21 protein-coding genes are annotated in these 24178 nt (G+C 62.4%); 12 read left to right on the top strand and 9 right to left on the bottom strand.

Features of this window, described 5'->3' with window-relative positions:
• Positions 1-199: 199 nt before the first annotated feature.
• The 8 genes from BBTA_RS41720 to BBTA_RS04730 all read left to right on the top strand — a co-directional run bounded on the left by BBTA_RS41720 (position 200) and on the right by BBTA_RS04730 (position 7918).
• Complete coding sequence (locus BBTA_RS41720) at positions 200-718, top strand: serine acetyltransferase (protein WP_283817415.1); 519 nt, start codon at positions 200-202, stop codon at positions 716-718.
• Complete coding sequence (locus BBTA_RS04760; protein WP_012041310.1) at positions 715-1725, top strand: glycosyltransferase family 2 protein; 1011 nt, start codon at positions 715-717, stop codon at positions 1723-1725. The genes BBTA_RS41720 and BBTA_RS04760 overlap by 4 nt, the downstream gene beginning before the upstream one ends.
• A 21-nt stretch (positions 1726-1746) precedes the next feature.
• On the top strand, positions 1747-2268 hold the full coding sequence (locus BBTA_RS04755) for a serine O-acetyltransferase (RefSeq protein ID WP_012041309.1): 522 nt from the start codon (positions 1747-1749) through the stop codon (positions 2266-2268).
• Positions 2261-3247, top strand: coding sequence for a glycosyltransferase family 2 protein (locus BBTA_RS04750; RefSeq protein ID WP_012041308.1), 987 nt, complete (start codon positions 2261-2263; stop codon positions 3245-3247). Before BBTA_RS04755 ends, BBTA_RS04750 begins: the two co-directional genes overlap by 8 nt.
• Position 3248: 1 nt before the next feature.
• A complete protein-coding gene (locus BBTA_RS04745) occupies positions 3249-4475 on the top strand; it encodes a glycosyltransferase (protein WP_012041307.1) in 1227 nt (408 codons plus the stop codon).
• A gap of 132 nt (positions 4476-4607) precedes the next feature.
• Positions 4608-5816: a glycosyltransferase family 4 protein gene (locus tag BBTA_RS04740; protein WP_041750330.1), complete on the top strand. Its 1209-nt coding sequence runs from the start codon at positions 4608-4610 to the stop codon at positions 5814-5816.
• Between the two features lie 80 nt (positions 5817-5896).
• The gene (locus tag BBTA_RS04735; protein ID WP_012041305.1) at positions 5897-6964 is read left to right on the top strand and encodes a glycosyltransferase family 61 protein; all 1068 of its coding nucleotides are present in this window, start codon (positions 5897-5899) and stop codon (positions 6962-6964) included.
• Between the two features lie 30 nt (positions 6965-6994).
• Positions 6995-7918, top strand: coding sequence for a beta-1,6-N-acetylglucosaminyltransferase (locus BBTA_RS04730; RefSeq protein ID WP_012041304.1), 924 nt, complete (start codon positions 6995-6997; stop codon positions 7916-7918).
• Here BBTA_RS04730 and BBTA_RS04725 read toward each other — a convergent pair.
• Entirely contained in the window at positions 7908-8903 is a 996-nt protein-coding gene (locus BBTA_RS04725) for a hypothetical protein (protein WP_012041303.1), read from the bottom strand. The two genes, BBTA_RS04730 and BBTA_RS04725, sit on opposite strands and share 11 nt — an antisense overlap.
• On the bottom strand, positions 8903-9973 hold the full coding sequence (locus BBTA_RS04720) for a glycosyltransferase (protein ID WP_168167864.1): 1071 nt from the start codon (positions 9971-9973) through the stop codon (positions 8903-8905). Before BBTA_RS04720 ends, BBTA_RS04725 begins: the two co-directional genes overlap by 1 nt.
• Positions 9974-10279: 306 nt before the next feature.
• Here BBTA_RS04720 and BBTA_RS04715 point away from each other — a divergent pair, with 306 nt between their 5' ends.
• Positions 10280-11647: an oligosaccharide flippase family protein gene (locus tag BBTA_RS04715; RefSeq protein ID WP_012041301.1), complete on the top strand. Its 1368-nt coding sequence runs from the start codon at positions 10280-10282 to the stop codon at positions 11645-11647.
• Between the two features lie 102 nt (positions 11648-11749).
• Here BBTA_RS04715 and BBTA_RS04710 read toward each other — a convergent pair whose 3' ends face one another.
• Together BBTA_RS04710 and BBTA_RS04705 are read right to left on the bottom strand one after the other, a co-directional pair.
• Complete coding sequence (locus BBTA_RS04710; RefSeq protein WP_244424331.1) at positions 11750-12769, bottom strand: glycosyltransferase family 4 protein; 1020 nt, start codon at positions 12767-12769, stop codon at positions 11750-11752.
• Positions 12770-12908: 139 nt separating this feature from the next.
• A complete protein-coding gene (locus BBTA_RS04705) occupies positions 12909-13832 on the bottom strand; it encodes an acyltransferase (protein WP_012041299.1) in 924 nt (307 codons plus the stop codon).
• Positions 13833-13979: 147 nt separating this feature from the next.
• Here BBTA_RS04705 and BBTA_RS04700 point away from each other — a divergent pair, with 147 nt between their 5' ends.
• Positions 13980-14720 carry a trans-aconitate 2-methyltransferase gene (locus BBTA_RS04700; RefSeq protein ID WP_012041298.1) on the top strand — a complete coding sequence of 247 codons (741 nt, stop codon included), beginning with the start codon at positions 13980-13982 and terminating at the stop codon, positions 14718-14720.
• A gap of 41 nt (positions 14721-14761) precedes the next feature.
• Here the strand turns inward: BBTA_RS04700 and BBTA_RS04695 are convergent, their stop codons facing one another.
• From BBTA_RS04695 to BBTA_RS04685, 3 genes are all read right to left on the bottom strand, one after another.
• Positions 14762-17860, bottom strand: a complete 3099-nt coding sequence (locus BBTA_RS04695) for a hypothetical protein (RefSeq protein WP_012041297.1) — start codon at positions 17858-17860, stop codon at positions 14762-14764.
• A gap of 56 nt (positions 17861-17916) precedes the next feature.
• Positions 17917-19425, bottom strand: coding sequence for a hypothetical protein (locus BBTA_RS04690; protein ID WP_012041296.1), 1509 nt, complete (start codon positions 19423-19425; stop codon positions 17917-17919).
• Between the two features lie 78 nt (positions 19426-19503).
• The gene (locus BBTA_RS04685; protein WP_049795298.1) at positions 19504-19743 is read right to left on the bottom strand and encodes a hypothetical protein; all 240 of its coding nucleotides are present in this window, start codon (positions 19741-19743) and stop codon (positions 19504-19506) included.
• A 215-nt stretch (positions 19744-19958) separates the two neighbouring features.
• Between BBTA_RS04685 and BBTA_RS04680 the strand changes: the two genes are divergently transcribed.
• Together BBTA_RS04680 and BBTA_RS04675 are read left to right on the top strand one after the other, a co-directional pair.
• Positions 19959-21035: a glycosyltransferase 61 family protein gene (locus BBTA_RS04680; RefSeq protein WP_244424329.1), complete on the top strand. Its 1077-nt coding sequence runs from the start codon at positions 19959-19961 to the stop codon at positions 21033-21035.
• Positions 21036-21144: 109 nt separating this feature from the next.
• The gene (locus BBTA_RS04675) at positions 21145-21429 is read left to right on the top strand and encodes a hypothetical protein (RefSeq protein WP_148221394.1); all 285 of its coding nucleotides are present in this window, start codon (positions 21145-21147) and stop codon (positions 21427-21429) included.
• Positions 21430-21470: 41 nt separating this feature from the next.
• On the opposite strand, the gene BBTA_RS04670 is transcribed toward BBTA_RS04675, so the two are convergent.
• The gene (locus tag BBTA_RS04670) at positions 21471-22049 is read right to left on the bottom strand and encodes a hypothetical protein (protein ID WP_012041292.1); all 579 of its coding nucleotides are present in this window, start codon (positions 22047-22049) and stop codon (positions 21471-21473) included.
• A 234-nt stretch (positions 22050-22283) separates the two neighbouring features.
• Positions 22284-23606 carry an acyltransferase gene (locus BBTA_RS04665; protein ID WP_168167863.1) on the bottom strand — a complete coding sequence of 441 codons (1323 nt, stop codon included), beginning with the start codon at positions 23604-23606 and terminating at the stop codon, positions 22284-22286.
• Between the last annotated feature and the right edge of the window lie 572 nt (positions 23607-24178).

Below are 24178 nucleotides of genomic sequence, written 5' to 3'. Positions count from 1 at the left end.
GCTCGCCGCAATCGGCCTGTCGAGCCCGATCACGGCTTGTCGGGACGACGACCAGCCGCTAAGCCAGATCGCTGTTCTTAGAGCATGATCCGGAAAAGTGGAAACCGGTTCTCCAAAACCTCATGCTCAAGCAAAGGGATAGGATCATGATGCGGCTTCCGCCGATCGCAGCATGATCGAGCATAGGAGCTGGGATCACTTGAGCGGCCATGACAGATCCGCCATTGCCGACTGGTCACGCGAGCGGCCGCAGAGATTCTGGGATCCTGGCCGGAAGTTGCTGCTCGCGCTGCGCAGATATCAATATTGGCAGGCGCGCGGCGGGCTGCTCGCAGCGATCTTCTGCAAGTGTCTGGTTCTTCGCCACCGCTTCTGGAGCGTCGTCACCGGGGCCGACATCCCTCTCAATTGCAATATTGGCGGCGGCCTCCTGATCCCCCATCCAAATGGCATCGTGATCCATCCGGGCGCCCAGATCGGCGTAAACTGTTTATTGTTTCAGCAGGTTACGGTTGGCTCGGTGGAAGACGGCCGCGGGCTGCCGAGGATCGGCGATCATGTCGACATCGGTGCCGGGGCCAAGATCCTGGGTCCCGTGAGCATTGGCTCGCATGCCCGGATCGGGGCCAATGCGGTCATCACCAGGGATGTCGACGCCGGTTCCACGGCTTTCGGCGTCAACCAGAGCAAACAATCTCAGGGCGGGCGTGAACCGTGAACGCCGTCTCGAACACCAATTCAATTGCGAGCGAAGCGACGTTGCCGATTTCCGACATTTGCGACGTCAGCGTCGTTCTGGTCAATTACAACACTGAACATCTGTTGGAGCGCGTCTTTGCCGCGCTGTTTGCCGCGCGACAGTCGCTCACGATGCAGACCATCGTCATCGACAATGCCTCGCGAGACAATTCGGTGACGCTGCTTCGGAGCCGATATCCGGACGTCGAGCTGATCGCCAATGCGAGCAATGTCGGCTTCGGACGCGCCAACAATCAGGCCCTGCCGCGCATCCGCGGACGCTACGTCCTGCTGCTCAATACGGATGCCTTCGTTGCCGAGGACACGCTGACGAAGACGTTCGCTTACATGGACGGACATCCCCGGTGCGGCGTCCTCGGCGTTCGCCTCGCTGGCGAGAGCGGGACGCTGCAGCCCTCCTGCCGTTACTTCCCGACGCCGCTGAATGTCTTTGTCGCAGAGAATGGACTGGGACGGCTCTTCCCGACCGTGCAGATGATCGACGATATGAGTTGGGATCATGCCGGGACGCGCGCCTGCGACTGGGTCCCAGGCTGCTTCTATCTGATACGAAAATCGGCTATCGACCAGGTCGGCCTCTTCGATCCGCGGTTTTTCGTCTATTATGAGGAGGTCGATCACTGCCGCCGGATCCGGCAAGCGGGTTGGCAGGTCACCTATTTCGGTGATGCGACGGTCGTTCATATCGGCGGCGAGAGCGCAAAGGCGGATGACCGGCTGACCGCCGCAGGACGGCAGATTGCGCGACTGCAGGTCGAAAGCGAAATGTTGTATTTCCGCAAGCACCATGGGCTGACAGGATTGCTCGCCTCCCTCGCTCTGACCTGCTGCGGGGCCGGGCTGGACCTTCTCAAGGATCTCGTACGTCCCCGCAAGGATCGTCCACGACATGCTCAGCTGCAGAAACTGAAGCTTGCTTTTTCCCTGCTCGGTCCGACCGGCTGGGCGACGAGACCGACGCGGTAGGCGCGCAGAGACGATCCTTGCATGTTCGACAATATCAGACACGACCTGCAGGCCTATGACCACGATTGGGGCGCCCAAGGATTCTGGGCGATGCTGGTCTATCGATTCGGCCGGTGGCGCTACCGGGTCCGTCCTGCCCTGCTGCGCAAATTCTTCTCAGCGCTCTACAAGATGTGCTTCAAGCTGATCCAGATCATCACCGGCATCGAGCTGCCTTGCGAAGCCGAGATCGGCCGCAACTTCGTGATCGATCATTTCGGCGGCATCATTGTCAGCGGCTACACGCGCATCGGCGACAATTGCCGGATCAGGAACGGCGTCACCATCGGCCTCCGCCGCGTCGAGGAGAAAGTCGCGCCTGTGATCGGCGACAACGTCGACATCGGCGCGGGCGCCAAGCTGCTGGGGCCCATTCGCATCGGCAACAACGTCGTCATCGGCGCCAATGCCGTCGTGATCACCGACGTCCCGGACGACTCGATCGCCGTCGGCGTGCCCGCCATCATCAAGCCGCGCCGAACGCAGTCCACCGCAGATGACTGACCCAGCCCCTCGCACGTTCGGCGTCGTCGCGATCGGCCGCAATGAAGGTGAGCGGCTGAAACGCTGCCTGACCTCCATCAATGGCGCCGCCCGGATCGTCTATGTCGATTCGGGCTCGACGGACGGCTCCGTGGCCTGGGCCGAGCAGGCCGGCATCGACGTCGTCGCGCTCGACATGAGCCTGCCGTTCACGGCAGCGCGCGCCCGCAATGCCGGGATGCGGCGATTGCGCCAGCTTGCGCCCGAGATCGATCTCGTTCAGTTCGTCGATGGCGACTGCGAGCTGCAGCAAGACTGGCCGGCCATCGCGATCACCTATCTCGTCGAACATCCGCAGGTCTGCGCCACCTTCGGCCGCCGCCGCGAGCGCTTTCCGGAGCGTTCGATCTACAATCTGATCTGCGACCGCGAATGGGATACGCCAGTGGGCGAGGCCAAAGCCTGCGGCGGCGACGTCATGATGCGGGTCGACGCGCTGGAGGCCGCGGGCGGCTATCGGGACGATCTGATTGCCGGCGAGGAGCCCGAGCTCTGTGTCCGGCTGCGCGCCGGGGGTTGGAAGATCTGGCGCCTTGATCATGACATGACGCTGCACGACGCGGCCATGCATCACTTCTCGCAATGGTGGCGACGGCAGGCCCGCAGCGGCTACGCGTTTGCCCAGGGCGCTCATTTGCACGGCAGAACCGACGAGCGGCACTGGGTTTGGGAATCGCGCAGAGCCTTGCTCTGGGCGATTCTGATTCCGTCAGCCATCCTGGCCGGACTCCTGCTGGCCGGTCCCTTGGCGCTGCTCGTGCTGCTGATCTACCCTGCGCAGGTTCTTCGTCGCAGCCGCAGAATGTCAGGCCGCTGGCGCACCCGCTTGCAACTTGCCTTCTTCGAGCAGCTATCGCGCTTTCCCGAAGCCTGGGGGCAGCTCCTGTTCTTTCGCAACCGGCTCCTGGGCCGTCACGGGCGGCTGATCGAGTACAAGTGACATGCGCATCGCCTATCTGGTGAACCAATATCCGAAGGTCAGCCACAGCTTCATTCGCCGTGAAATCCTCGCCCTGGAGCGCGAGGGCCTGGAAGTCACGCGAATCTCCATTCGCGGCTGGGACAATGACCTGGTCGATGAGGCGGATCTCGCCGAGCGCGCGAGGACACGTTACGTCCTGCAGGAGGGCGCCGTCTCGATCGCGTTGGCCACGGCCTTCGCGGCGGTCACGCGGCCGCGCGCCTTCGCGTGGGCGTTGCTGCTCGCATTGCGCATGGCGCGGCGTGCCGAACGGTCGCTGCCCTATCACCTGATGTATCTGGCCGAGGCCTGCCTGATCCTGCGCTGGCTGCGCCAGGCCGGCGTCGCGCATGTTCATGCCCATTTCGGCACCAACTCCGCGGAGGTGGCGATGCTGGTGCACGCGCTTGGCGGCCCGCCTTTCAGCTTCACGGTGCATGGGCCCGAGGAGTTCGACAAGGCACCGCTGTTGGGGCTTGCGGCGAAGATTCGCCACGCCGCCTTTGTCGTCGCGATCAGCTCATTTGGCCGCAGCCAATTGCTGCGCCTGGTCGAGCACGCGCATTGGGGGAAGATCCAGGTGGTCCGCTGCGGCCTGGAGCAGACCGACTTCGAGACGCACTCCGACATCGACGACAGCCGGACCCTGGTCTGTGTGGGGCGGCTCTGCGAGCAGAAAGGACAGCTGATCCTGATCGAGGCCGCTCGGCGGCTGGCCGAGGCGAATGTCGACTTCACGCTGACGCTCGTGGGCGACGGCGAGCTCCGCCAGGACATCGCCGCACTGATCGACAAGCACGGGCTTGCCGACCGCATCCGCATCACCGGCTGGGCCACCGCGGGGGAGGTGCGTTCACACCTTCTGCGCGGGCGCGCGCTGGTGCTCCCGAGCTTCGCGGAGGGGCTGCCGGTCGTGATCATGGAGGCGATGGCGCTGCGCCGTCCGGTCATCTCGACCTATGTCGCCGGGATTCCCGAGCTTGTCAGGGACCAGGAGCACGGCTGGCTTGTTCCGGCCGGCGATGCTGAAGCGCTCGCTGCGGCGATACGCCGCTGCCTCGACAGCGCCCCGGCAGAGCTCCAGTCCATGGGACGAGCCGCCTACGCCCGCGTCCGCGCGCAGCACCAGATCGAGACCTCGGCGCAGCAGCTCAAACGGCTGTTCGAAGCCGGCGCGAGCGAAGCGCGTTCTTCCCAAACCGGCTGATGCGACGTAACAGGTTCCCGCGCTAACGACGACGATGCGCGTGACGGAGACTGTCGCCGGCAGCAGTGGACAGCTGCCGCGCGGGCATCGATGATCGAGCATGGGGACCGAGATCCTGGCAGATATGGACGCATGAGCTTGCGATTCACAATCGTTCAATATGCCGGAGATTATCGGGAGGCGTTCGAGCGCCTGTCGGCGGGCGGCAAGGAAACCTATTACGCGCAGCGTCATTCCGTGGATTTCGTCGGATCTCTGGCCAGGAGGCTTGAGCAGGTCGCGGTGATTTGCGCCGTCAGCGACACCGCTTACGATGCGGTCCTGGCCAATGGCGTTCGTGCCGTCGGCGCGGGCTTGCGTCCGGGCTTCGATCCGGCCGCGCTGCTGCCATTCGTCGCCAGGACCGAGCCGAACCGCCTGTCGATCAATTCGCCCCTGGCGCCGGTGCTGCGATGGGCCAGGCGGAACCGGATCCGAACGATCGTGCCGCTGGCAGATTCCTTCAACGCGGGCGGTCTGCGCGCTGCCATCCGCCATCGCCTGCTGGCCCGTCAGCTCAATGATCCGCTGATCGAGTGGGTCGGCAATCATGGCATCAGCGCCTGCCTGTCGCTGGCGGGCATCGGTGTGCGGGCCGACAAGATCGTGCCGTGGGACTGGCCCCCGGCACATCGGCCGACCGATTATCCGTCGCGCAACCTGACGGGTGACGGTCCCCGCAAGGTGTTCTATGTCGGCAGCCTGTCGCAGGCGAAGGGCGTCGGCGATCTCCTGGCTGCTACGGCCAGACTTCGCGGCCAGGGCTATCCGGTGTCGCTGACGCTGGCCGGGCGCGATGCCGACGGCAGCATGGCCGCGCGGGCCCGCGCATTGGCGATCGAGGACGCCGTCACCTTCCTGGGCGTCGTCGCCAATGAGGACGTTCCGCAGCTGATGCGGGAGGCCGATCTCGTCGTCATACCGTCGCGGCACGAATATCCGGAAGGACTGCCGCTGACGATCTACGAAGCGCTGTCCGCCCGCACGCCGATCGTCGCTTCGGATCATCCGATGTTTCGCAACGCGCTGACCGACGGCGAGAGTGCGGTGATCTTCCGGGCAGGAGACGTGAACCAATTGGCCGCGGCGATTGTCAAAGTCTTGGACGATCCCGCGCTCTACCAAGCGCTCTCGGCAAGCTCGGAGGACGCGTGGAACCGAATTCAACTGCCGGTCACCATGGGTGCTTTTGTCGCAGCCTGGCTGGAGGATACAGTTCCTGCGCGACAGTGGCTCTCAAGTCACAGCTTGAACTCGGGGCGCTATGGTGCCGCGATCGAGAAAGCTGTGCCGCGGAGTTGAAACATCTCGCCTTGGACAAGCATCGCTTGCTATTGTTCAGCGATTACTCCGTTTCGCCAGCCTTCCAAATGTCTAGTTAGATGATATCGAACGCAAGCCTGCAATTACTGAAGTATCGGCGTCATGCGAAGCGTCTGTTTGCCGGTCCTGGTACGTTGGAAGCCGCAGCCTATCGGCGCGAGATCATTGCTCCCGAAGAGCAGGCGAGTTTCCCTCCATTGCTCTGTCTCGATGGTCAGATCGAGCGGATCACCGGCGCGCCCGCGGAATCGACGCTCGCGCAGGAGCTCGAGACTGCGACGCGATCGAGCGGTGTCCATGCGCCCACCATTGCCTATCATCTGAAGGACGTCGCCCTGGTCGACGGCTCGGTCTATTCCGGCACGATGCGCTTCTTCGTGCGTGAGCTGAAATATGATGGGCAGGCCGAGCCCGTCGAGATCGAGCAGGCAGCCCTCGTCTCGTCCTATTACGGCGTGAAATATTTCGGACATTGGCTGCGTGACGATTGCACGCTGCACCTGCTGGCCGACGATCTCGGTCTGCCTCCGCTGTGCCTGCCGGGGCCGACCGGGCTGCATGTCGAGCACTACAAGGCGCTGTTCAACCAGAGCTGCGCGCCGACGTTCCGGGCGCGGATCAGGCATCTGACGATCTTCAGCGACTATCATCACAACCGCCTGCGGCGCGAGCGCTACGAACGCCTCCGCGCGGTGGTCGGAGCGCGTTTTCCGCACAAGGGCCGTCGCACATTGGTCTACCTGAAGCGCGGCCAGGACGGAGCGCGGCGCTGGATCGAGAACGAAGCCGAGATCATCGACGGTCTCACGCGCAGCGGCTTCGTCGTTCTCGACACGGCGACGACGCCGTTCGACGCGATGCTTGAGGCGCTGGTCGATGCGCGTCTGGTTGTCTCGCTTGAGGGCAGCCATATTGCACATTGTGTCTATGCCATGCCGTCCAGCAGCGGCCTGTTGGTGCTGCAGCCGCCGGACCGGTTTTCGGCCAATCAACGGCAATGGACCGCATGCCTCGGGATCAGGTCGGCCATGGTCGTGGGCATGCGCGGGCAGCAGATCGGCGGCTATTGCTTTGATCTGAGCGAGATCCAACAGACCATCGATCTACTTGATCGGGCGCTGGCGTGACCGCGCCCGGCTTCGACTGAGGGTCTGGCAATGACCGGCCGTCCCGACCTGCAGGGTGACGCCACCGCATTGACGCGGCCGGGCGGCGCAACCCGGCTCGCCTTCTTCATCCTGTGCCACAAGGCGCCGCATCAGGTCATCCGGCTGATCGAGCGCCTGCGCGACGATCGCAATGTCTTCGTGGTTCATGTCGACAAGCGGGCGGCGGTCGAGGTCTATCAGGAGCTCCAGGCGCTGTCCGAGCGGCTGCCCAGCCAGGTGTTTCTCTGCACCGAGCGCCACCGCTGCTATTGGGGCCGGTTCGGCATCGTCGCGGCGACCTTGAGCTGCATGCGCGAGGCGATCACGAGGACCTTGGCGTTCGACCGCGCCTTCCTGCTGTCCGGCCAGGACTATCCGATCAAGTCGCAGAACGAGATACGCGCCCGGCTCGATGCGCATCCGAACGCCGAGTTCATCGAATCCTTTGCCGCCGACGCGCCCAATCGCTGGACCGCGGCGCAGGGCGAGCACAACGCCCTCAACCGCGTGCTCTATTGGACATTGTCGTTCCGCAGCCGGCACATCCAGATCAAATGGCGCCGGCGCTTTCCGCTCGGCTTTCGGCCGCATGGCGGCTCGATGTGGTGGTGCCTGACCAGGGACTGCGTCGCCTATGTCGACAGCTTCGTGCGGCAGAACCCCGCTTATGTCCGCTATTTCAAGACCGTCTTCATTCCCGACGAATCGTTCTTCCAGAGCCTGCTGTCGAACTCGCCGTTCCGCGACCGGATCGTCAGCGACGATCTGCGCTATGCCGATTGGGAGCGTCCGAATCCGCTCTATCCGCGCACGCTGGACATCGACGATGCCGAGCGCCTGCGGGCCTCGCCCAAGCTGTTCGCGCGCAAATTCGACGAGCGCAGCCTGGCGCTGCTCGACCTGATCGACCGCGAGATCGCGCTCAGCCCATGAGCTCGTAATAGCCGAGCCGCCGCAGCCAGCTCCGCCGCGCCTTCAGCATGCGGAACTGCCAGGGCTGCAGCTCCTCGAACGGCAGCAGCGGCGCCGGATGCGTGGCGGTGTCGTTGCGGTCGAGCAGGCCGCGTTGATGGGCCTCCACCAGCCACCATTTCGCCTCGCCGCCGGCGTGAAAGCACTTGATCCCGGAGAACCGCTCCCGCTGCAGCACCGCCGCGCCGGACACGCCGAGGCGGCGCAGCAGGCGCTTATATTGCGTGCGGTGCCAGCAGACCCATTGGCCGGGATCGAGATAGCCGCCGCCGATCTTCATCGCAATCGCGGCCCAGACGATGGACTCGATATGCATGTGGCGCGGCAGGGTCGGCGCCTCGAGCGTCGCGATCAGCCAGTTCAGCCAATCCAGATCGACCGGCTGCCGCCATTGCGCGACGCCGATATCGGTGTGATGCGCCAGCGCCACGCCGGCCGTGATCGCTGATGTCACGACCTCGTCGGGCAGCAGGCAGGACGGCCGCTGCCACATCAGCATCACGCCGCGTGCTGCCGTCGGCTCGAAGCTGAAGCGGTTGGGAAAATACAGATCGGGATCGAGCACGACCATCTCTTCCCCCGCCTCGCTCAGCAGCAGGGGATCGGTGATCTTGCGCCAGCAGGGATGGCCATGGCGGAACCGCCGCAGCGCCGGATGGCGGCCGAACCGCGCCGCCTCGAGATCGGCGAGATCGGCCTCGCCATGAACCGCGATCGCCCGCAATTGCGGCGCGGGACCCGCGCGCAAGCCCTCGAGCTCCTCCCGAAGCTGACGCACATCGTCCGGCCCATCGGTGATCAGCGTCAGCGTGAACGGCTCCACGCTATTGCGCAACAGGCTCCGCAGCGCCAGCCGCGCATAAGGCAGCGACCGCGGCGACAGCACCATGAACAGCCGGCGGGGCGTCTGCGCCCCATCCTCGGGCAATCCCTTGAGGTCGCGCATCAGCCGAATCCCGAGAGCCCGCGCGTCGCCACGGCCTGGAGCGGCGGCTGAAGCTTCAGACTGTCCAGGGCCTGGAGCTCCCGCTTCAAAAGCTCCGGCTCTGGCAGCTGGAGATGCTTGTAGATGTCGCGGATCCGGTACCGCCAATCGTGCCGGCGGCACATCTCGGCGACGTTGCGGGCGCGAGTGTCGGCAATGAAACCCGGATCCTCCAGCAGTTCGGTGATCAACGCGACCGCGCGCGCGGGATCGTCCGGAACTTCGATGGTCGCATTCGGCCAGGGAAACATCTCGTCGGCCATCACGCCGACCGGCCGTTTGCCAACGACCACGCAGCCGGTGCCGAGCGATTCCAGCCAGCGGCTCGTCACGAAACCGGCGTCACGCGGCCGGTTTCCGATCGGGTCCACCATCATGTGAAACGCCAGGGAGATCTTCGCTCGCTGCAGCAGCTTCAGCAGCATCGGCCGCTCGGTATAGACGCCCGGTCCGGTATGGACGCCGAGCGGCGAGTGGAGATACAGCACCTTCGAGCGATCGGTGTGAAATTCGGCCTGGAAGCGCTGATGATAGCTGTCCGGCTGACGGCCGAAGCCGATCACGTCGATGCTGCGCCCCGCATCGGTGTTGGCCCAGCGCAGGCAATCGAAGCCCTGACGCAACACGGAACTGGAGACGCCGAATTTCCGGCGCAGCAGCTCTGCTCCCTCTTCGCTGGTCGAGAACACGTGATCATATTGCCCGGCCCAACGGCCATAGGCCTCCAGGAAATAGGAGTCGATCACATAGCCGACGATCTGCCGAAAGCGCTTCCGTGCATCTGGAAGGGCGCGCACCATGCGCAGATCGCTAGGGTTGCGTGCCACAACGAGCAGCAGATCGCCGGTGCTCGCATCGTCCAACCGCAGAAACGGCCCGAACAGGCGGCTCTTGGTCCGCCCCACGATGGTGCGGATCGAGCGATGCTCGGCACAGAGGATGTGTCCGTCACTGAACCGCGCGAACAGGTCCTCGAATTCGTCGATCGCAACCCAGCCGGCGAACGGCGGTTGACGACGAGAAATCAGCACCGTTCCAGCTTTGTTTCCCGCTCCGCTCACCATGGCAGCTCAATAGCTGCAGCGCCCTGATCAGGTCAATTGTGCTTCTCGATCGCCCGGCGAGATCAGCGCGCGCCGGCCCGGCGAGTACCGCTGCGGCCGCGCGACTGCAGCTCGGGCGATTTGACTTTTAGATTGACCTTGCGAATAAGGACGCTCCCGGCCGCTGCCTGCAGGACAGGTCGCGCGCACGGGTCGAATGCATCCGGTCCCAGGCAGGCGTGACGGCCGCTCGATGTCCCCAGAAGCGTCCCGCGTCCGCGCCAGAGTCTGTTCATGACCCAGCCCTCCCGTTCGCTCAAGCGGCGCATCTTGAACGCCAGCGCATGGACGGTCGCCGGCTATGGCAGCGCGCTGGTGCTCCGGCTTCTCGGCAATCTGATCATCGCCCGGCTCCTGGCGCCCGAGGCATTCGGCATCATGGCGGTGGCCACCTCGATCCAGCTCGTGATCGCATTGACCGGCGACATCGGTCTGCGGCAGGCCGTGATCCGCAGCCCCAACATCCGCGAGCCCCGGTTCCTCCACACCGCATGGACCGTGCAGATCCTGCGCGGCCTGTCGATCTGGATCTTCTGCGTGATCGCAGCGGCGGGCCTGTCAACGCTCGATCGTCTTGGAATCATCACTGAGAACTCCGTCTATGGCAACAAGGTGCTTCCCGCGATCGTCGCCGTGACCTCCTTCTCGATCGTCATCGACAGCCTTCAATCGATGAGAGTGATGACGATGGGACGCGATTTGTCGCTCGCACGGCTGACGATCATCGATCTCGGGCAAATGGTCGTCGGCCTATGCGTGTCCGTCGTACTTGCCTGGTTTACTGGCTCCGTCTGGTGTTTCGTCGCCAGCTCCATTGCGGGCTCAATCGTCAATACGGCAGCGGGCCATCTGTGGTTGAAGGGTGCCCCTGATCGGATCGCCTGGGACCGAGCTGCCTTGAATGAGCTGATGCAGTTCGGGAAATGGGCTTCGATCTCATCCTTTGTCGGCATCATCGCCTCCCAGGGAAATCGGCTGTTACTCGGGATCTGGCTCACGCCGACAAATCTCGGTCTGTTCTCGATCGCATCGAATCTCTCGTCCGTTGTCGACGGCATTGGTGGACGGCTCTTCGGCGCAGTGTCCCTGCCCGCCCTCAGCGAGATCGTGCACGAACAGCCGCATCGCCTGCGTGAAGTGTTCTATCGGATGCGGTGGGGCGCGGACGCGGCCTACGTTGCCAGCGCCGGCTTCCTGTTCGCCTCAGGAAATTCCATCGTCGCACTGCTCTACGATCCGCGCTACGCCGAGGCGGGTCCAATGCTGCAGCTTCTCTCGTTCTATCTGTTGTTCTCGAGGTACGGCATCGTCCAGGACGTCTACATCGCGCTTGGAAAAGCGAACTATCTCACGGCGATCAACATCACGAAATTGATCTCCTTGTTCGTCGTCGTACCGCTGCTCTACTATTTCTATGGACAGACCGGCGCCATCATTGGCGCGGGACTGTATCTGATATCGATTGTGCCGCTGATCTTCTGGCTAAATCGTTCTTATTCGCTGAATAACTTCCGGTTCGAAATCCTGATCTTGGGCCTCTGGCCGATCGGATGGGGCGCGGGACTGCTTGCCAACGTGGCCATAGACATCCTCAAGCCCTGAGACAGGAATCGACATCGCTGCCTTGACGAATCGCAGCCCTGATCACGAACTCGCCGGCTCCTAGCTGGCAAGCTTCCGTCCTCCGGACGGAGAAAGCGGCATTCATTGCGGGCGCCCTGCAACCAATTCATGGAGAAACCCGCCGAATTGGACCGCGACCTGCCCCTCGGTACACGACTTCGCCGCGAATAGACGTCCGTGCTCCGCAAGCCGACCGCAAAATTCTCGATCATCCCAAAGACGCCTGATCGCTGCGGCAAGTGCAGCAGGCGATTTTGGTTCGACTAGAAGAGCATTCTCGCCATCGAACACATAGTCACGCACTCCCCGGGAGTCGGTCACCACCATCGCCTTGCCAAGATGCATCGCGGCGACCAGCGTCACATGACCGCAAGGAACCTGCGCATCATTCAACGGAAGGGCCATAAATCTCGCGTGATAAAGAATGTTCATCGCCTCTCCAAAGCCGATATTGCAATGGACAGACATGTTCTGCGGGACCTTCAATCCGGCGAGGTTCTCCGGCCTCACCACGAGCACGAAACGGACGTCGGGCAATTCGCGCGCCGCTTCGATCAATGTCGGGTAATCGCGCGCGTTACCGCCGATTGCCGCAACGTAGTTGCCTGCCTCTACGGGATCGTCCGGAGAGGCAACGGCAGGCGGCTGAACACTCCAATGCAAGAACTCGAAACGTTCGATGGGAAGATGAAATACCGCTGCATAGACTTCTCTTTCGACCTGGGAGAACACAACGAAGCGTCGCACTCGCGCCAGCGCAAATCTGAACACAACGAGCTTCAACCGCCCAGGCAGAGCAACAAAATTGAAGCTGTGGGCGAGGATGGGAACGTCCACGCCAAGCAGCCGCGCGAACAATGCACACCAGGCGGCCAAGGTTGGCCCATGCGTAACCAGCACCGCCCCCTTGTTTCGGCGTGCGAGTCTGACGGACTTCAGAGCCGCCGAGAGACGCCCCAGATTAACAAAGTTTTGCAGGCCCCTTCCGAAACGAGACTTACAGGCAACAAATTCCCAGGTCAGGTCAGGAAAGTACGGCGCGACCCAGCGCCACGTGGCGCTGTCAATCTCGGAGCAACAAATCACCAATTTTTCTGTCACATGCCTGCCTGGATCAGAGCCAATTGACCTCCGTCACATCTATCTAAGCCGGAACTGTAGAGAACTCAAACGGCCGGCTTAGATCTGCGCACGATACGATCTAGATGCCCGTTTACACTGGGCCAGTTGATAAGCTGCATCATCCGGTTCTTTCTAGCTTGATCGATGAGCGCCGGTAGAGCGGATCGGGGCTCAGCCTTCTAAGGCCCTCAAGTACCGGCCTCTCAAACCAGCGCGCAAGAACGTAAGCGACAGCAAGAGACAACACGACAGCGCCAGCCAATCGCCAGAGCCATGAAGGATCTACTCCAAGCCTTTTGAATACGCCTGACATTGCAAAATAGATGGTGAGATGGACGAGGTAGAGCGGATAGGAAACCGCCCCGAACCATAGGCTCGCGGCAGGTGCGTTGATCGACATAAAGAGCTGTGACCATTTCTGATGAAAAGCAGCAATAGCCATCCCGAGGAAGAAACAAAGGTTCAGCGGACTAGTCAGCGTCTGCAATGGAGGCCGAGACAGGTCCTGCTCCCACCCATAAGTCACAAAATAGTCCAAGATGATTGCAAACCAACAACCAAAGAGTAGCGCCCCAGCTCTTCGGTTCAGAATAGCCACTAAGAAGAGACCGTAGAAAAGAAGTTCGTGCCTCAATGTCCAGGCCACGCTCACATAGAGCTGGCCTCCAGGAAGCAACAAGGCCTCGTGAACGATCCAGCCCAAGCCCATTTCGGCGATACCTGCCCTATTGCCCACGAAAAGGTGCAAGCTCAGATCAATTGTGAATACGAGCCAGTATGTTGGGAAGATCCGAACAACTCGTCGCCATGCATAATTGGCGGCCATGTCCGGCCGACCAAGATCCCGCCCATGGATGTGCAGGATGATGAATCCGCTTAAAACAAAAAAGAAAGCGACTGCAGACGTGCCGAGGGATACGATGAAAGGAAAATATTGCGACGGCACGCCCGCTAGAGATCCGTGGCTGATTACGACCAGGAGCGCAGCCAAACCTCGCGCCAGCTCTAGCCAGCCCATTTTTACGCGAGCGGGAACAGCCATTGGTCAAACCATGAAACAAGTACCGTTAACTTCGGCTTGCAACGATGACGCCTAATTGAAAGTAGAACAGTACAAGCGCTCTCGGTCGAGGGCAAGAGATCTCGCAGTCATGGCCGTTGTAGAGCTGCCTGTTCCCGAGCATTTTGTATGAACGACAGAAAAGCCGTTATAGCCATCAGGACTGTCGCGCGCAGATTGATGCTCACCCTGTTTCCAAGCACGAATCCCGAACGTTACGCACGAGAATTCCTCGGCCAGGAGCCACGTCAGATCTTCTCCGAGATCTATCGCAAGAAGCTGTGGGGCGGGCGATTTTCCATGGGACCTTGCTCTGGGAGCGGCAGCCGCGATCCAACCATGGTCGCGCCATATGTCGAAGCTGTGCGCTGTTTCCTCAGCAAGCTCGGCGGACCTTCCGTCGTCGACGTCGGCTGCGGTGATTTTCACGTCGGCAGCCGGCTTGTGACGTGCGCCGGACGCTATATCGGCTGCGACGTCGTCGACTTCGTCATCGCCGAGAACCAGCGCAGGCATCCCGGCGTCGAATTCGTCGTATGCGATGCGGTCACCGACGACTTGCCGCGGGGCGACGTCGTGCTGGTGAGACAGGTGCTCCAGCATCTCAACAACCGGCAGGTGGCACAGATACTACCGAAGCTCTGCAACTATCGCTACGCGATCATCACCGAGCATATTCCTGGATTTGCCGATTTCATCCCGAATCTGGACAAGGCCGCCGGACCGGATCACCGCGTCAATTTCGGATCTGGCCTGGTCTTGACGGAGCCTCCCTTTAATCTCAGGGCCGACAACATCCGCGTTCTCTGCGAGGTGACTGAGTTTGGCGGCATCATCCAGACGACGCTTTACGAGCGCCCGACACTGTGATCCGTCTTCTGCGGTTCGCGCAACCGGGGAGCGGCACCGCCTCAACCTCCCCTGTTGAACTCGTGGATGGCGTCGTAGCTCGAATAATGCTCGGCGCCGTAGCCGCGCGGGAACAGACCCCATTGCGATCGCTCATAGCCGTATTGCGCACCTGCTGCCTCGCGGCCTGGATGGGCAGCAACCACGTCGGCAAATCCCTGCTTGTAAAGCGCCTTATATTGCGGACTGAATTTGTATCGATAGATCATATCGACGATCTGTGACGCCATTTCAGTGGCGTCGTCCCGACCACTCACCGTGTAGGCCGAGACGTTCCACCCCAGCGACTTGATCCTCGCGGTGAGCCCCGGAACATCGGTGACAGGATCATTGGTGCCATTGTTGATGTTGCCGACCCCGAATTGTGGCCCGCCTTCATAGTGGATCACAGCCATCTTGCGCGACCGGCCGGCATCGAATGATGCGGCGATCTGCTCAAGCTGAGGATAGACCTTCGTCTTGTAATGCTCAAAGGTAATGCCGCCCGCGCCTGGCGAGCTTCGTTTCACGGCCCCATAGATCTGAGCCGACAGGGCGGTATAGGCCGCGTCGACATTGCCGGCGGCATGATCTTTCGCCGCCTGCAGCAGCGGCGCATTTTCAAACGCTGCTCCCTTGATGTAGTTCACGTCGCCCGCAATCCAGGGCGATCCCCAATATGGCGCAACGCCGATGGCATCACAAATATCGATCGGCCGATTTGGCGCTGCGTTGTAGGACGGGGCGGGTCCGCCACCAAGTCCGCCATGCGCGGCATAAATGCGGTTCGCGGCGGCGTCCAGACTACCGCCCTTGAACTGGAACATGTTGGTATTGCCAAGATCCCAGGTCGCCGACTGATTGAAAAGATAAAGCTGAGCTCGCGGTCGTTTTGCCGTCCACGCGGCGATAGTGAGATCACCATACTGCTTCGTTCGCAGTGCGGTGATGCTGTAGTTCGGATTGTTACTCCCGGATGCGAACCCCAGGCAGAAGCCCTTCGCCATCGCCCTTCCCCAGGGTGATTGGCCGAAGTTCCACATCTCGTTGCCAACTTCCGTGCCGAAATTCACGTTCGGCTTGAGATTGTCCCGGAAGTAGTTGGTGACGTCAGTGATGAACTGCGCGTTGGTGTTGATCGGCCAGTTGACCCAACAGCCCGCACCGGTGGCGTTGCACAACTCCACCATGTATTCGAATGGAATGGATTGCAGCATGCCGCCTGGACGCCAGATCCAGCCGTCGAGCAGATAGCTGTAGATGAAGGTCCCGGTGGCACCGCCTTCGCCGAAGGTCGCCGACACGGCGCCGGTGCTGCGCAGCGACAGCGACAGGCCCTCGCCGGCCCAGGTGTCGGCCTGCTGAATGTCCAAGGTGTTGGGCGGCAGTCCGAAGGGGAACGCAGAGATGCCGGCCTGCTTCAATACCGTATCGTTGTTGATGGCCTGATTGAGACTCGCGCATAGCACCTGCAGCGACTTGTCGGTCCCGATCCGGGTCTCGTAAGACAATGTATATGAGCCGCCCGGAAGATCGGCGCGATTGAAGGTCAGCGACAATATCTCCGCATTCGAGACATTTCCGGCGAAGCGCATGCGAATTCGATTCTGACCAGCCGCGAAGGCGTAGGGATCGAGTCGACCGATGCGGCAAAACGTGCCCGCAGGCCCTGACAGGTAGTCGATAGACAGTGCGCCCATGTGAGGGGTAATCGGAAAGAAGCTCAAGTCTCCGGAATTCCAGACCGCGACCTTGCCGGTGAGTATCGGATCGGCAGCGAAAAGGTCCATGAGATTTGCTTTGATGCCGGCGAAACTCGAATCCTGGTAGCGCCTGCGGGATCCGACAACATAGGATGCATCATACGGCTTACCGCCATTGAGCCATGGCGCGGAAAACCTGAACTCGAACTTGCTGCCCGGCGCAGGAATAGTGCCCGACAATCTCAGTATTCGACACTGCGCACCGAATCCGTAAATGTACTTCGCCCCGCGGCCATCGACATTCAACGTCGGATTGATACCTTTATTGGGGAGATCGAGAACTCCCTGAACGACCTCGTTGTCCCGGTACGGTCCCGCACTCGGCCCCGACCGGCTGACACACGTGTAGGCATCTTCGGGGCCCCGCTTGATGCTACCGACCCAATAATCCGGCACGAACCTTCCTCCGGGCCCAGGATAGAACAAGCTCGCCGCCGGGACGCGCCGCGCGAACTCGCTCTCATAGCTGGCCTGTACCCCGGTGAGATCCATGAATCGCAGCCAGGATGGCCGCAAATGTCGCATCTGCTCGATCAGAAGCGGATCGACGAGCGCCCCGGAATCGACCAGCGTCTCGTTCTCGGCCTTGCAGAATACGAGATTGCTGAATCCCGAAAACGTGCCCTGGGCCAGGATGTAGACGGCGATGTTCGTCGCCTGCCAGATCGCTTCACCGCCCGGCCCGCGATAGGGATCGTTCGGATTCCAGGCCGCCGGCTCTCCCGTGAGCGCATTGGCGACCAGATCCACCGTATTCGGATCGACCCGCACGCTTTTCCAGATGCCGGCCGCACTGGCTTGGCCACGACCGGCCAGCGCCTGCACCTTGATCACCGGACTTGCGGAATTGGCGAAGCCCGGCTTGAACGTCAGGCGCACGCGCCGCCCGCCGGCGCCGTTGTCGACGGGCGATGGCGACATGTTGAGAATGTTGGCGCCGAAGGTCAGTACGACCCGCGGATTGGTCTTGTCGAGGATCGTGGTGTTGTAGTTCGTCTCCCCGGTATTGCCGCTGACGCCGACGATGTTCTGGCCACCGCTGCGGATCAGCGCGCCAGGCGAGAACTGCATCGAACCGCGCCCACGAAACTTCCAGACGAAATCGCCGAAGTACCCCTCCGGCATCGACGGGTTGGCACCCATGTTTGTCGCGGGCGTCTTGATAGGATAGCCGTTGGCGTCTTGATTGCCAGGATCGCTGTTAAAGACGAAATGTTTTGCCAAATTGGCATAACCTGCGATCGCGTTGATTACGATGCGACGTCCAGCCTCAGGATCTGCGGCTGAGACAACGGACGGGACCAACTCGGCGAACGCGAGGGCACCCGCCCCGGACAACAACTGACGGCGATCCAGCATGGCGTAACTAATCCCTATCGAAATCGATTACATTCAAATCTGATCTGCCGCCCGGATCAACCGACCGGACGATTGCGAGGACGTACAGGAATATGAGTGCCCCGATCACGGCTCCGATCCGGCAAGTCAGGAAAGGCGACCGGCCCGGTCAGCTCTGCCATCGCAGGCAATTCAGCAGCCGGCGCCGCTTGCGGCTGGCGCTGTCGTACCTTGGCCGCATAGGCCTCGGACGCTCCGAGCAGCGTTCCGACCAGCAGCCACGACCACGGACTGAGCGTCGAGTTCGGCAGCAGTTCGACGACGTTCACGGCGGTCAGCAGCGACAGACCCGCCAACAGCACGGCATCTCGAAATGAGGCGGCCTTGCGCAGTGCGCGGAGAGCGAAGAACACCGGCGCGCTGAACAGCCCGAATTCGGCGATGAAGCCGATCAGCCCGAACTGCCCCAGCGTGATGATCCAGCGACCATCTGTGACACTGGCATCGCCCGCGAGTCCTTCCCACGTCTCCAAGTGGATGCGGTTTCGCCCGAACCGGCCCCACCCGAACACAAGTCGCTCACCGGCGTGCTGAAGCAGTTGCTCTTCCTGGTCGAAGCGGAACTTCAGCGAATAGGCACGATCCTGATTGATGCTCGACGCGACATCGAACAGCATGTTGGTCGGGAACACGCCCGCAATCCGCATGGCCGGATAGGTCAGGGCCAGCGCGACCAGGATCACGGCCAGCTTGGCCTGCAGGCGCGGTTGCGTCCATCGCACCAGGGGCACCAGCACGGCCCCGTAGACGAGGGCGGCGCCGGATTTGCACAGCACCAGGACGACGCCGAGGTAGAAGGTGACGGCGCCTGCCGGCGCGGAGCGCACCACCACCACCTTGGCCCGCCACAGCACGGCCGCCGCGACCGTCACGCTCATCGCGAAGAAGCCAGCGATCAGGCCGTGACCCATGAACACCATCGGCCGGAAGCTGCCGCCTTCGCGGATCTGCTGGATGAAGTCGCTCGGATAGTAGCCGTAGAACCAGAAATGCAGCTGCGGGCTCATGCGGATCTCGAACAGCAGCAGCAGCGAATAGCCGAGCCCCGCAACGACCAGCGCCACGAACACCGCCTGCACATCCTCCATTCGCCGCAGGAACTCGCGGCCGATCAGGAACGGGATCAGCGCGATGAACTGGGCCAAGGCGGCGGACAGGCCGTCATACAGGCCGACGCCGGGAATGACCGAGCGGCCGACATAGATCGGATCGCTGTTCAAGAGCGAGGTCACCACCGGGCTGAACAGGAAGACGAGCATCAAGCCCTCGACCAGGCCGAAGCTGCGCCACAGCCTGACGGCACGGTTCGTTGCCAGCATGCAGCCGGCGAGCGCGCACAGGCTCGGAATCGAGAACTTGTCGAATTGCGGAATCATCGGGATCTTGAAGAACGTCCCGACCGGGAGCAGCAGCTGCGCTCCCAGCATCGTCCACAACGTCGCCTGGACCAGCGGCCGCGTGGCATAGAGCACGATCGCAACGACCGGCCAGGCCAACAGCGCGACATAGGCGAATGAATTCGGCATTGCGACGTTCGCCTGGCCTCGGGAAGGATGATGATCCGGCGGTATCTATGACGTCAGCTCAGACCGGCAGGTTCGGATCTATTTGCGCTGGCAGGACTGCTGACAGAACTGAGCCTGGTTATCGCAGGAGCTGAGGCATGGGCCGCTATAGGAGCTCGGGCAGACCCGCTTGCAAGCCTCGGCCTGGCTGGCGCAATTGACGAGACAGGCATTCGCGCTCTCGGCCACGCGCCAGGGACTCTTCATGGCCGCGTCGGCTGCGGTCGTCACCATGGCTGCGGCCATCGCCACAACGAGACCGATTGCTCTCAACCTCATGTCATCCTCCGACCGAACCAGGCCCCTCAATACCGCATCTTGGCCGGCGCTGGCTACCCGTTGTCGTCAGAGCTCCACATCCCCTGCGTTTCGGACCAAACGGGCGCCGGGCCGCGCGATCGCGAACTCCCGCTCGGCGAGGGATGCGGCTATTCCGATCCGCCGCGCTTTCCTATAGCAGGGAGGCTCGTACTGTTTTCAGACTGCGGTGTCACTTGGCCGTTCCCATTCGTCTTGTTCCTTACGTCAACTATGTCCAGCGCCGCCTTTTCGGCGGCGTCAGATTGGAACATGCTGCCGATCGGCAGGACGTTCTGTGTCCCGAAGAGTCGATTCGGGCACGGCCGGCCATCGTCCTTCCTGGACAGACCGATGCGATCATCGGCACCGCCGACGGGACGACCGTCGCTCTCGAACTCGACGCCGCCGTTGCCGAGCGCCTGAAAGCGAGCCCCACCATCGCCTATCGCATCGCCGATGCCATCCTTGTCGACGGCTCGGTCTATCGCGGCAGCTTCAAGGCCTTCATCGCCGCACGCTCGCATTTCCGCAGCCGCGAGGTTCGACACGTGGACCGAGCCGGACTCGCTTCGTCCCATCTGGCCGGGAGGTATTTCGGCCACTGGCTCGCCGACGACAGCCTGCAATACGAGCTCGCCCAGGAGCGCGGCGAGCCGCTCTGCTTCCCGCTCCCCATCTATTCGGAGCACCGCGACTTCTACGCGGCCCAGCTGCGCCAGACCTATTCACCCACCAGCCGTGCCGTGGTGAGAGACCTCACCCTCTATCAGGACTTCTACTGGGGAATTCATCAGAACAGCCTCCGGCGCTCGCTGACGCGCGCGCTCAGGCAGCGCGCGCAGAACGGCCAGCAGGGAAAACGCGAGCATCTCATCTACCTCAAGCGCGGCAGGACCGGGATGCGCCGCGTGATTCAGAACGAGGACGAGCTTGTCGCACGGCTGGCGCAGAACGGCTTCATCACCATCGACCTGGAGACGATGAGTCTCGCGCAGATCCATGCGGCGCTGTCGCGGGCGAAGATCGTGGTCTCGATCGAGGGCAGCCATGTCAGCCACGGCATCTTCTCGATGCCCGAGGACAGCGGCCTGCTGCTGTTGCAGCCCCCCGACCGTTTCCTGGCCTTTCACCGCGGCTGGACCGAAGCCGCGGGAATCTGGTTCGGCTTCGTCGTCGGGAAGCAGGCCGACGACGGATATCTGTTCGCGCCCTCCGACATCATGCGGACCCTCGACCTCATGCTGGGTCGCATCGAAGCCCGCGCGCTGTAAGGTCTCTTGTCGAAGCGGCGGATTCGCAGGATATTCGTCCACTGCACATTCGGGCACCGCTGCCGGATCATCCGGCCGTTGCGGCAGGACGACTGCACAGGAGACGCATATGGGGTTTCGCTTCACAATGTCCTTGGGGCTTTCAGCCGCAGCCGTGGCGGTTTGCCTGGCGGCGGGTCCGGCGGAAGCGGGGCACCGGCGCACGCTCGTGGCCGCCGAGGTGTCGGGCGTCTGCACCGTGATTCCGCAGCCGCTGCCCTTGATCTATCCCGCGCCGGACTGGCGGCCGTTCTTCCACAAGCACTATTACCGGTTCGGGCCGACGCCGACCTGCGTCTGGTCGGAGGCCGCGGTGGTGCCGGCGGGACAGACCGTCATTTCCGTCCGCTATTGATCGTCACAGGCGATCCGACGGCCTCGGCCGTCGGATCCAGCTCATGATCGGCACGGCCGCCGGCGACCACTGAAATCCCGGTAGCTCTCGGTCTTCGCATCATAGGTGCGGAACGAGGTGCAGCCCGCGGGATCGCCCCGGCTGGCACGCGATCCCGACGGTTCGGCGCGATTCGCCTCGGGCGCATCCTTCTCCCGCACGGCCGGCTGCGCCGGCGCCGCCGCGCCTTCAGCCGCCTTGATTCCGTCGCCTTCGGCCGAGGGCCGCGACTGTGGCTGAACGGCCACACTGCCCGTCGTTTTGACGGCGTCTCCCGCCGCAGCCGTGGCCGCGTCATGAGCAGGTGCCCCCTGCCCCGCCTCCGGCGTGGCGGAGCTCTGCTGGCCCTTCCCGCGATGCAGGTCGATCAGATCCTTGCAGGCGAAGGGAAACACCACATCGCCCGCCGCGGTGATCCCGATCGGCATGCAGCCGCCCGGCGGCGGCTGGTCGGGCCCGGCCTCCGTTGCCGCTGCGGCAGGCGCTGGTTTGGTGGCGCCGGTCGTCTGCGCCATGGCAGCGCCGGCCATCAGCAGGAGCTGGCAGGCGACGCCGACGAAAATCTGCCTGTTGAAAGACAAGTCAGTGCCCCACGCGATACTTCTTTGAGCCGGAATTGGATACGGCAGGTGACGCTTTGAAAATAGAGGATTTGTGGCGAAACTATCGCGACATGCCTTTTTCCAGGAGAACGGAACCGACCAGCGCGACAATCAATAGTTTTGTCCTAGTCATGTAGTTTCCTTTGAGTTGATTCAAGCCTCTGCTGTCCTCGTGTCTGTCGCAGGGCGCATATCGGATCGCAGCCGCCGGCATCAGGGCTGCACGGCGCCTGCCGATTTCTGCACATGCCGCAGTCCGGCGATCCGCCGGATCGCCTGCCTCACCAACGGCTCGCCGAATTGGGCGACCGCCCAGGAAGTCACCACCGCACAGGCGATTGGCGCGACCGGCAACAGCAGCGACGGCAGGACGGGCGCGTGTACCGCCACAGCCGGGAGCAGTGCCCGGATGATGGGATAGTGAACCAGGTACAATGGGTAGCTGATGAAGCCGAAGAACAGGAGAACGCGCGAGGACAGAGCTCGCTGCCACAGTGGGACGGTGACCGCCGTCGCAAACAACAGCACCACGACGCACAAGCCCATGCGTTCGGGAATCGCGAAGCGCGCCGTGGCTGCGGAGATCAATCCCGCGCTGATTGCCAGCGCAAGCATCGGCCACCGTCGGTGCGACCAGTAGAGATAGAACAGCGCACCGCTCGAAAACCAGCCAAAATGAATGAAGCCGATCCAATCGGTGGCGGCCGCGATGCGGCTGCCCAGCGAGCTCAGATCCAGACCGAAGATCAGCCGCAGACCCAGCGAGCAGAGGAATATCGCGAAGATGAGGGCGACGGCGAACGCACGGCCGCCAGCGAAATATGCGAGCCCGAACACGATGTAGAACACGACCTCGACATAGAGAGACCAGAATGATCCTTCCATCGAGGCGATGCTGAGACCCGTCAGCGAGTGGATGAGCGCCGGATTGAGGAAGGTCAGGCCGGGGATGAGATTGATCCAGGTCTTCGGGCTATTCGGTCCGGCACCGATGATATTCTCCAAGCCGAGGATGAAACACGAGCAGATCAGCATCGCAGGAAACAGCCTCAGCCACCGCCGAGCGACGAATGACGCGACATCATTGCAGGCTTCGAGGCTCATCAGGATGACGAAGCCGGATATCAGAAAGAAAAGCTGGACACCCTGCCAGCCCAACCGGAGCGGAATGACTGCGAAACGATCCCCGAATGGCAACGTGTCCGGGAACGCCACATAGCCATGAAACATCACGACGGCGATGATCGCGATGCCTCGCAGCCCGTCCAGATACTCGATCCGATCCCGCCCCACGCCTGAACTCTCCTCACCCTGCTCGGCTTTGGCACGGAGATCACAACCCGCATCTTCGAGCTCGGTCAAGGAGAAAGCAGCAGCGTGTTCGCGCCCGGCTCTTGTGGCGAGTCCTGCGCCGCCGCTTTCGAACCATCGCGTTGAATGGTGCGACGGCTCTCGCACCGGCGTCGCCGCCGACATCCACATGAGCAACTTTCCAGCCAGACGAGACAGCGCGCGTTGCCGCAGACGACCGCGCATCTGCCCTTCTGTCGTTATCATCAGCGCAACTCGCTCCAACTGTCGCGACGTCAAGCTTCAACCAGACCATGCGATCGCTTAGGCCGTGCGGGCGTGATCTCGCGGCGTGATCTGCCCGAGCCATGCTGTCGTCGCGCGCCTCGACATCTGAGAGGCGCAGGGAGAGCCGGACCTCGACTGAGGCCCGTGGCCCGCCTGCGGAAAAAAAATGCAGGCGGCAGGTACCACAGGTCCAGCCGGACGATCCGGCCCTCCCTGCGCGATCGGTTTTAACGGTGTCCTTCGTGCTCTCCTTGGGGACCGGGCTTTGTTGCCCCCATCGCCAGTGCTGCTGCTTCGAGCAGACCAGCACGAGCTTGACCTCAGCATCGGGAGGCCGGGACCACACGACTTCGCCGTCCGCGACGCAAGCGCTCGTCTGGCGCAGCATCCGCGTCCATCGCAGCCCACCTCCACGTATCGTGACGACGCGTACGCCCTCTGCATGAGGCGGGATGGGAGGAGTGAAGCATAGAATTCGGAAAAATGGAAGATCAAAATTTTCGCGGCGGGAGCTTGAAATAGGGCATCTT

Source organism: Bradyrhizobium sp. BTAi1, assembly GCF_000015165.1.
In the GTDB taxonomy this organism is placed as follows: Bacteria; Pseudomonadota; Alphaproteobacteria; order Rhizobiales; family Xanthobacteraceae; genus Bradyrhizobium; species Bradyrhizobium denitrificans.
The sequence above is the reverse complement of the archived record's forward strand: the minus strand, read 5'-3'. Positions and strand labels throughout refer to the sequence as shown.

What these genes read in the sequence shown, in the direction of transcription:
- BBTA_RS04755 (WP_012041309.1), top strand. Translation starts at nt 1,747, where the DNA reads ATGTTCGACAATATCAGACACGACCTGCAGGCCTATGACCACGATTGG.
- BBTA_RS04750 (WP_012041308.1), top strand. Translation starts at nt 2,261, where the DNA reads ATGACTGACCCAGCCCCTCGCACGTTCGGCGTCGTCGCGATCGGCCGC.
- BBTA_RS04745 (WP_012041307.1), top strand. Translation starts at nt 3,249, where the DNA reads ATGCGCATCGCCTATCTGGTGAACCAATATCCGAAGGTCAGCCACAGC.
- BBTA_RS04740 (WP_041750330.1), top strand. Translation starts at nt 4,608, where the DNA reads ATGAGCTTGCGATTCACAATCGTTCAATATGCCGGAGATTATCGGGAG.
- BBTA_RS04735 (WP_012041305.1), top strand. Translation starts at nt 5,897, where the DNA reads ATGATATCGAACGCAAGCCTGCAATTACTGAAGTATCGGCGTCATGCG.
- BBTA_RS04730 (WP_012041304.1), top strand. Translation starts at nt 6,995, where the DNA reads ATGACCGGCCGTCCCGACCTGCAGGGTGACGCCACCGCATTGACGCGG.
- BBTA_RS04725 (WP_012041303.1), bottom strand. Translation starts at nt 8,903, where the DNA reads ATGCGCGACCTCAAGGGATTGCCCGAGGATGGGGCGCAGACGCCCCGC.
- BBTA_RS04715 (WP_012041301.1), top strand. Translation starts at nt 10,280, where the DNA reads ATGACCCAGCCCTCCCGTTCGCTCAAGCGGCGCATCTTGAACGCCAGC.
- BBTA_RS04705 (WP_012041299.1), bottom strand. Translation starts at nt 13,832, where the DNA reads ATGGCTGTTCCCGCTCGCGTAAAAATGGGCTGGCTAGAGCTGGCGCGA.
- BBTA_RS04700 (WP_012041298.1), top strand. Translation starts at nt 13,980, where the DNA reads ATGAACGACAGAAAAGCCGTTATAGCCATCAGGACTGTCGCGCGCAGA.
- BBTA_RS04695 (WP_012041297.1), bottom strand. Translation starts at nt 17,860, where the DNA reads ATGCTGGATCGCCGTCAGTTGTTGTCCGGGGCGGGTGCCCTCGCGTTC.
- BBTA_RS04690 (WP_012041296.1), bottom strand. Translation starts at nt 19,425, where the DNA reads ATGCCGAATTCATTCGCCTATGTCGCGCTGTTGGCCTGGCCGGTCGTT.
- BBTA_RS04685 (WP_049795298.1), bottom strand. Translation starts at nt 19,743, where the DNA reads ATGAGGTTGAGAGCAATCGGTCTCGTTGTGGCGATGGCCGCAGCCATG.
- BBTA_RS04675 (WP_148221394.1), top strand. Translation starts at nt 21,145, where the DNA reads ATGGGGTTTCGCTTCACAATGTCCTTGGGGCTTTCAGCCGCAGCCGTG.
- BBTA_RS04665 (WP_168167863.1), bottom strand. Translation starts at nt 23,606, where the DNA reads ATGCGCGGTCGTCTGCGGCAACGCGCGCTGTCTCGTCTGGCTGGAAAG.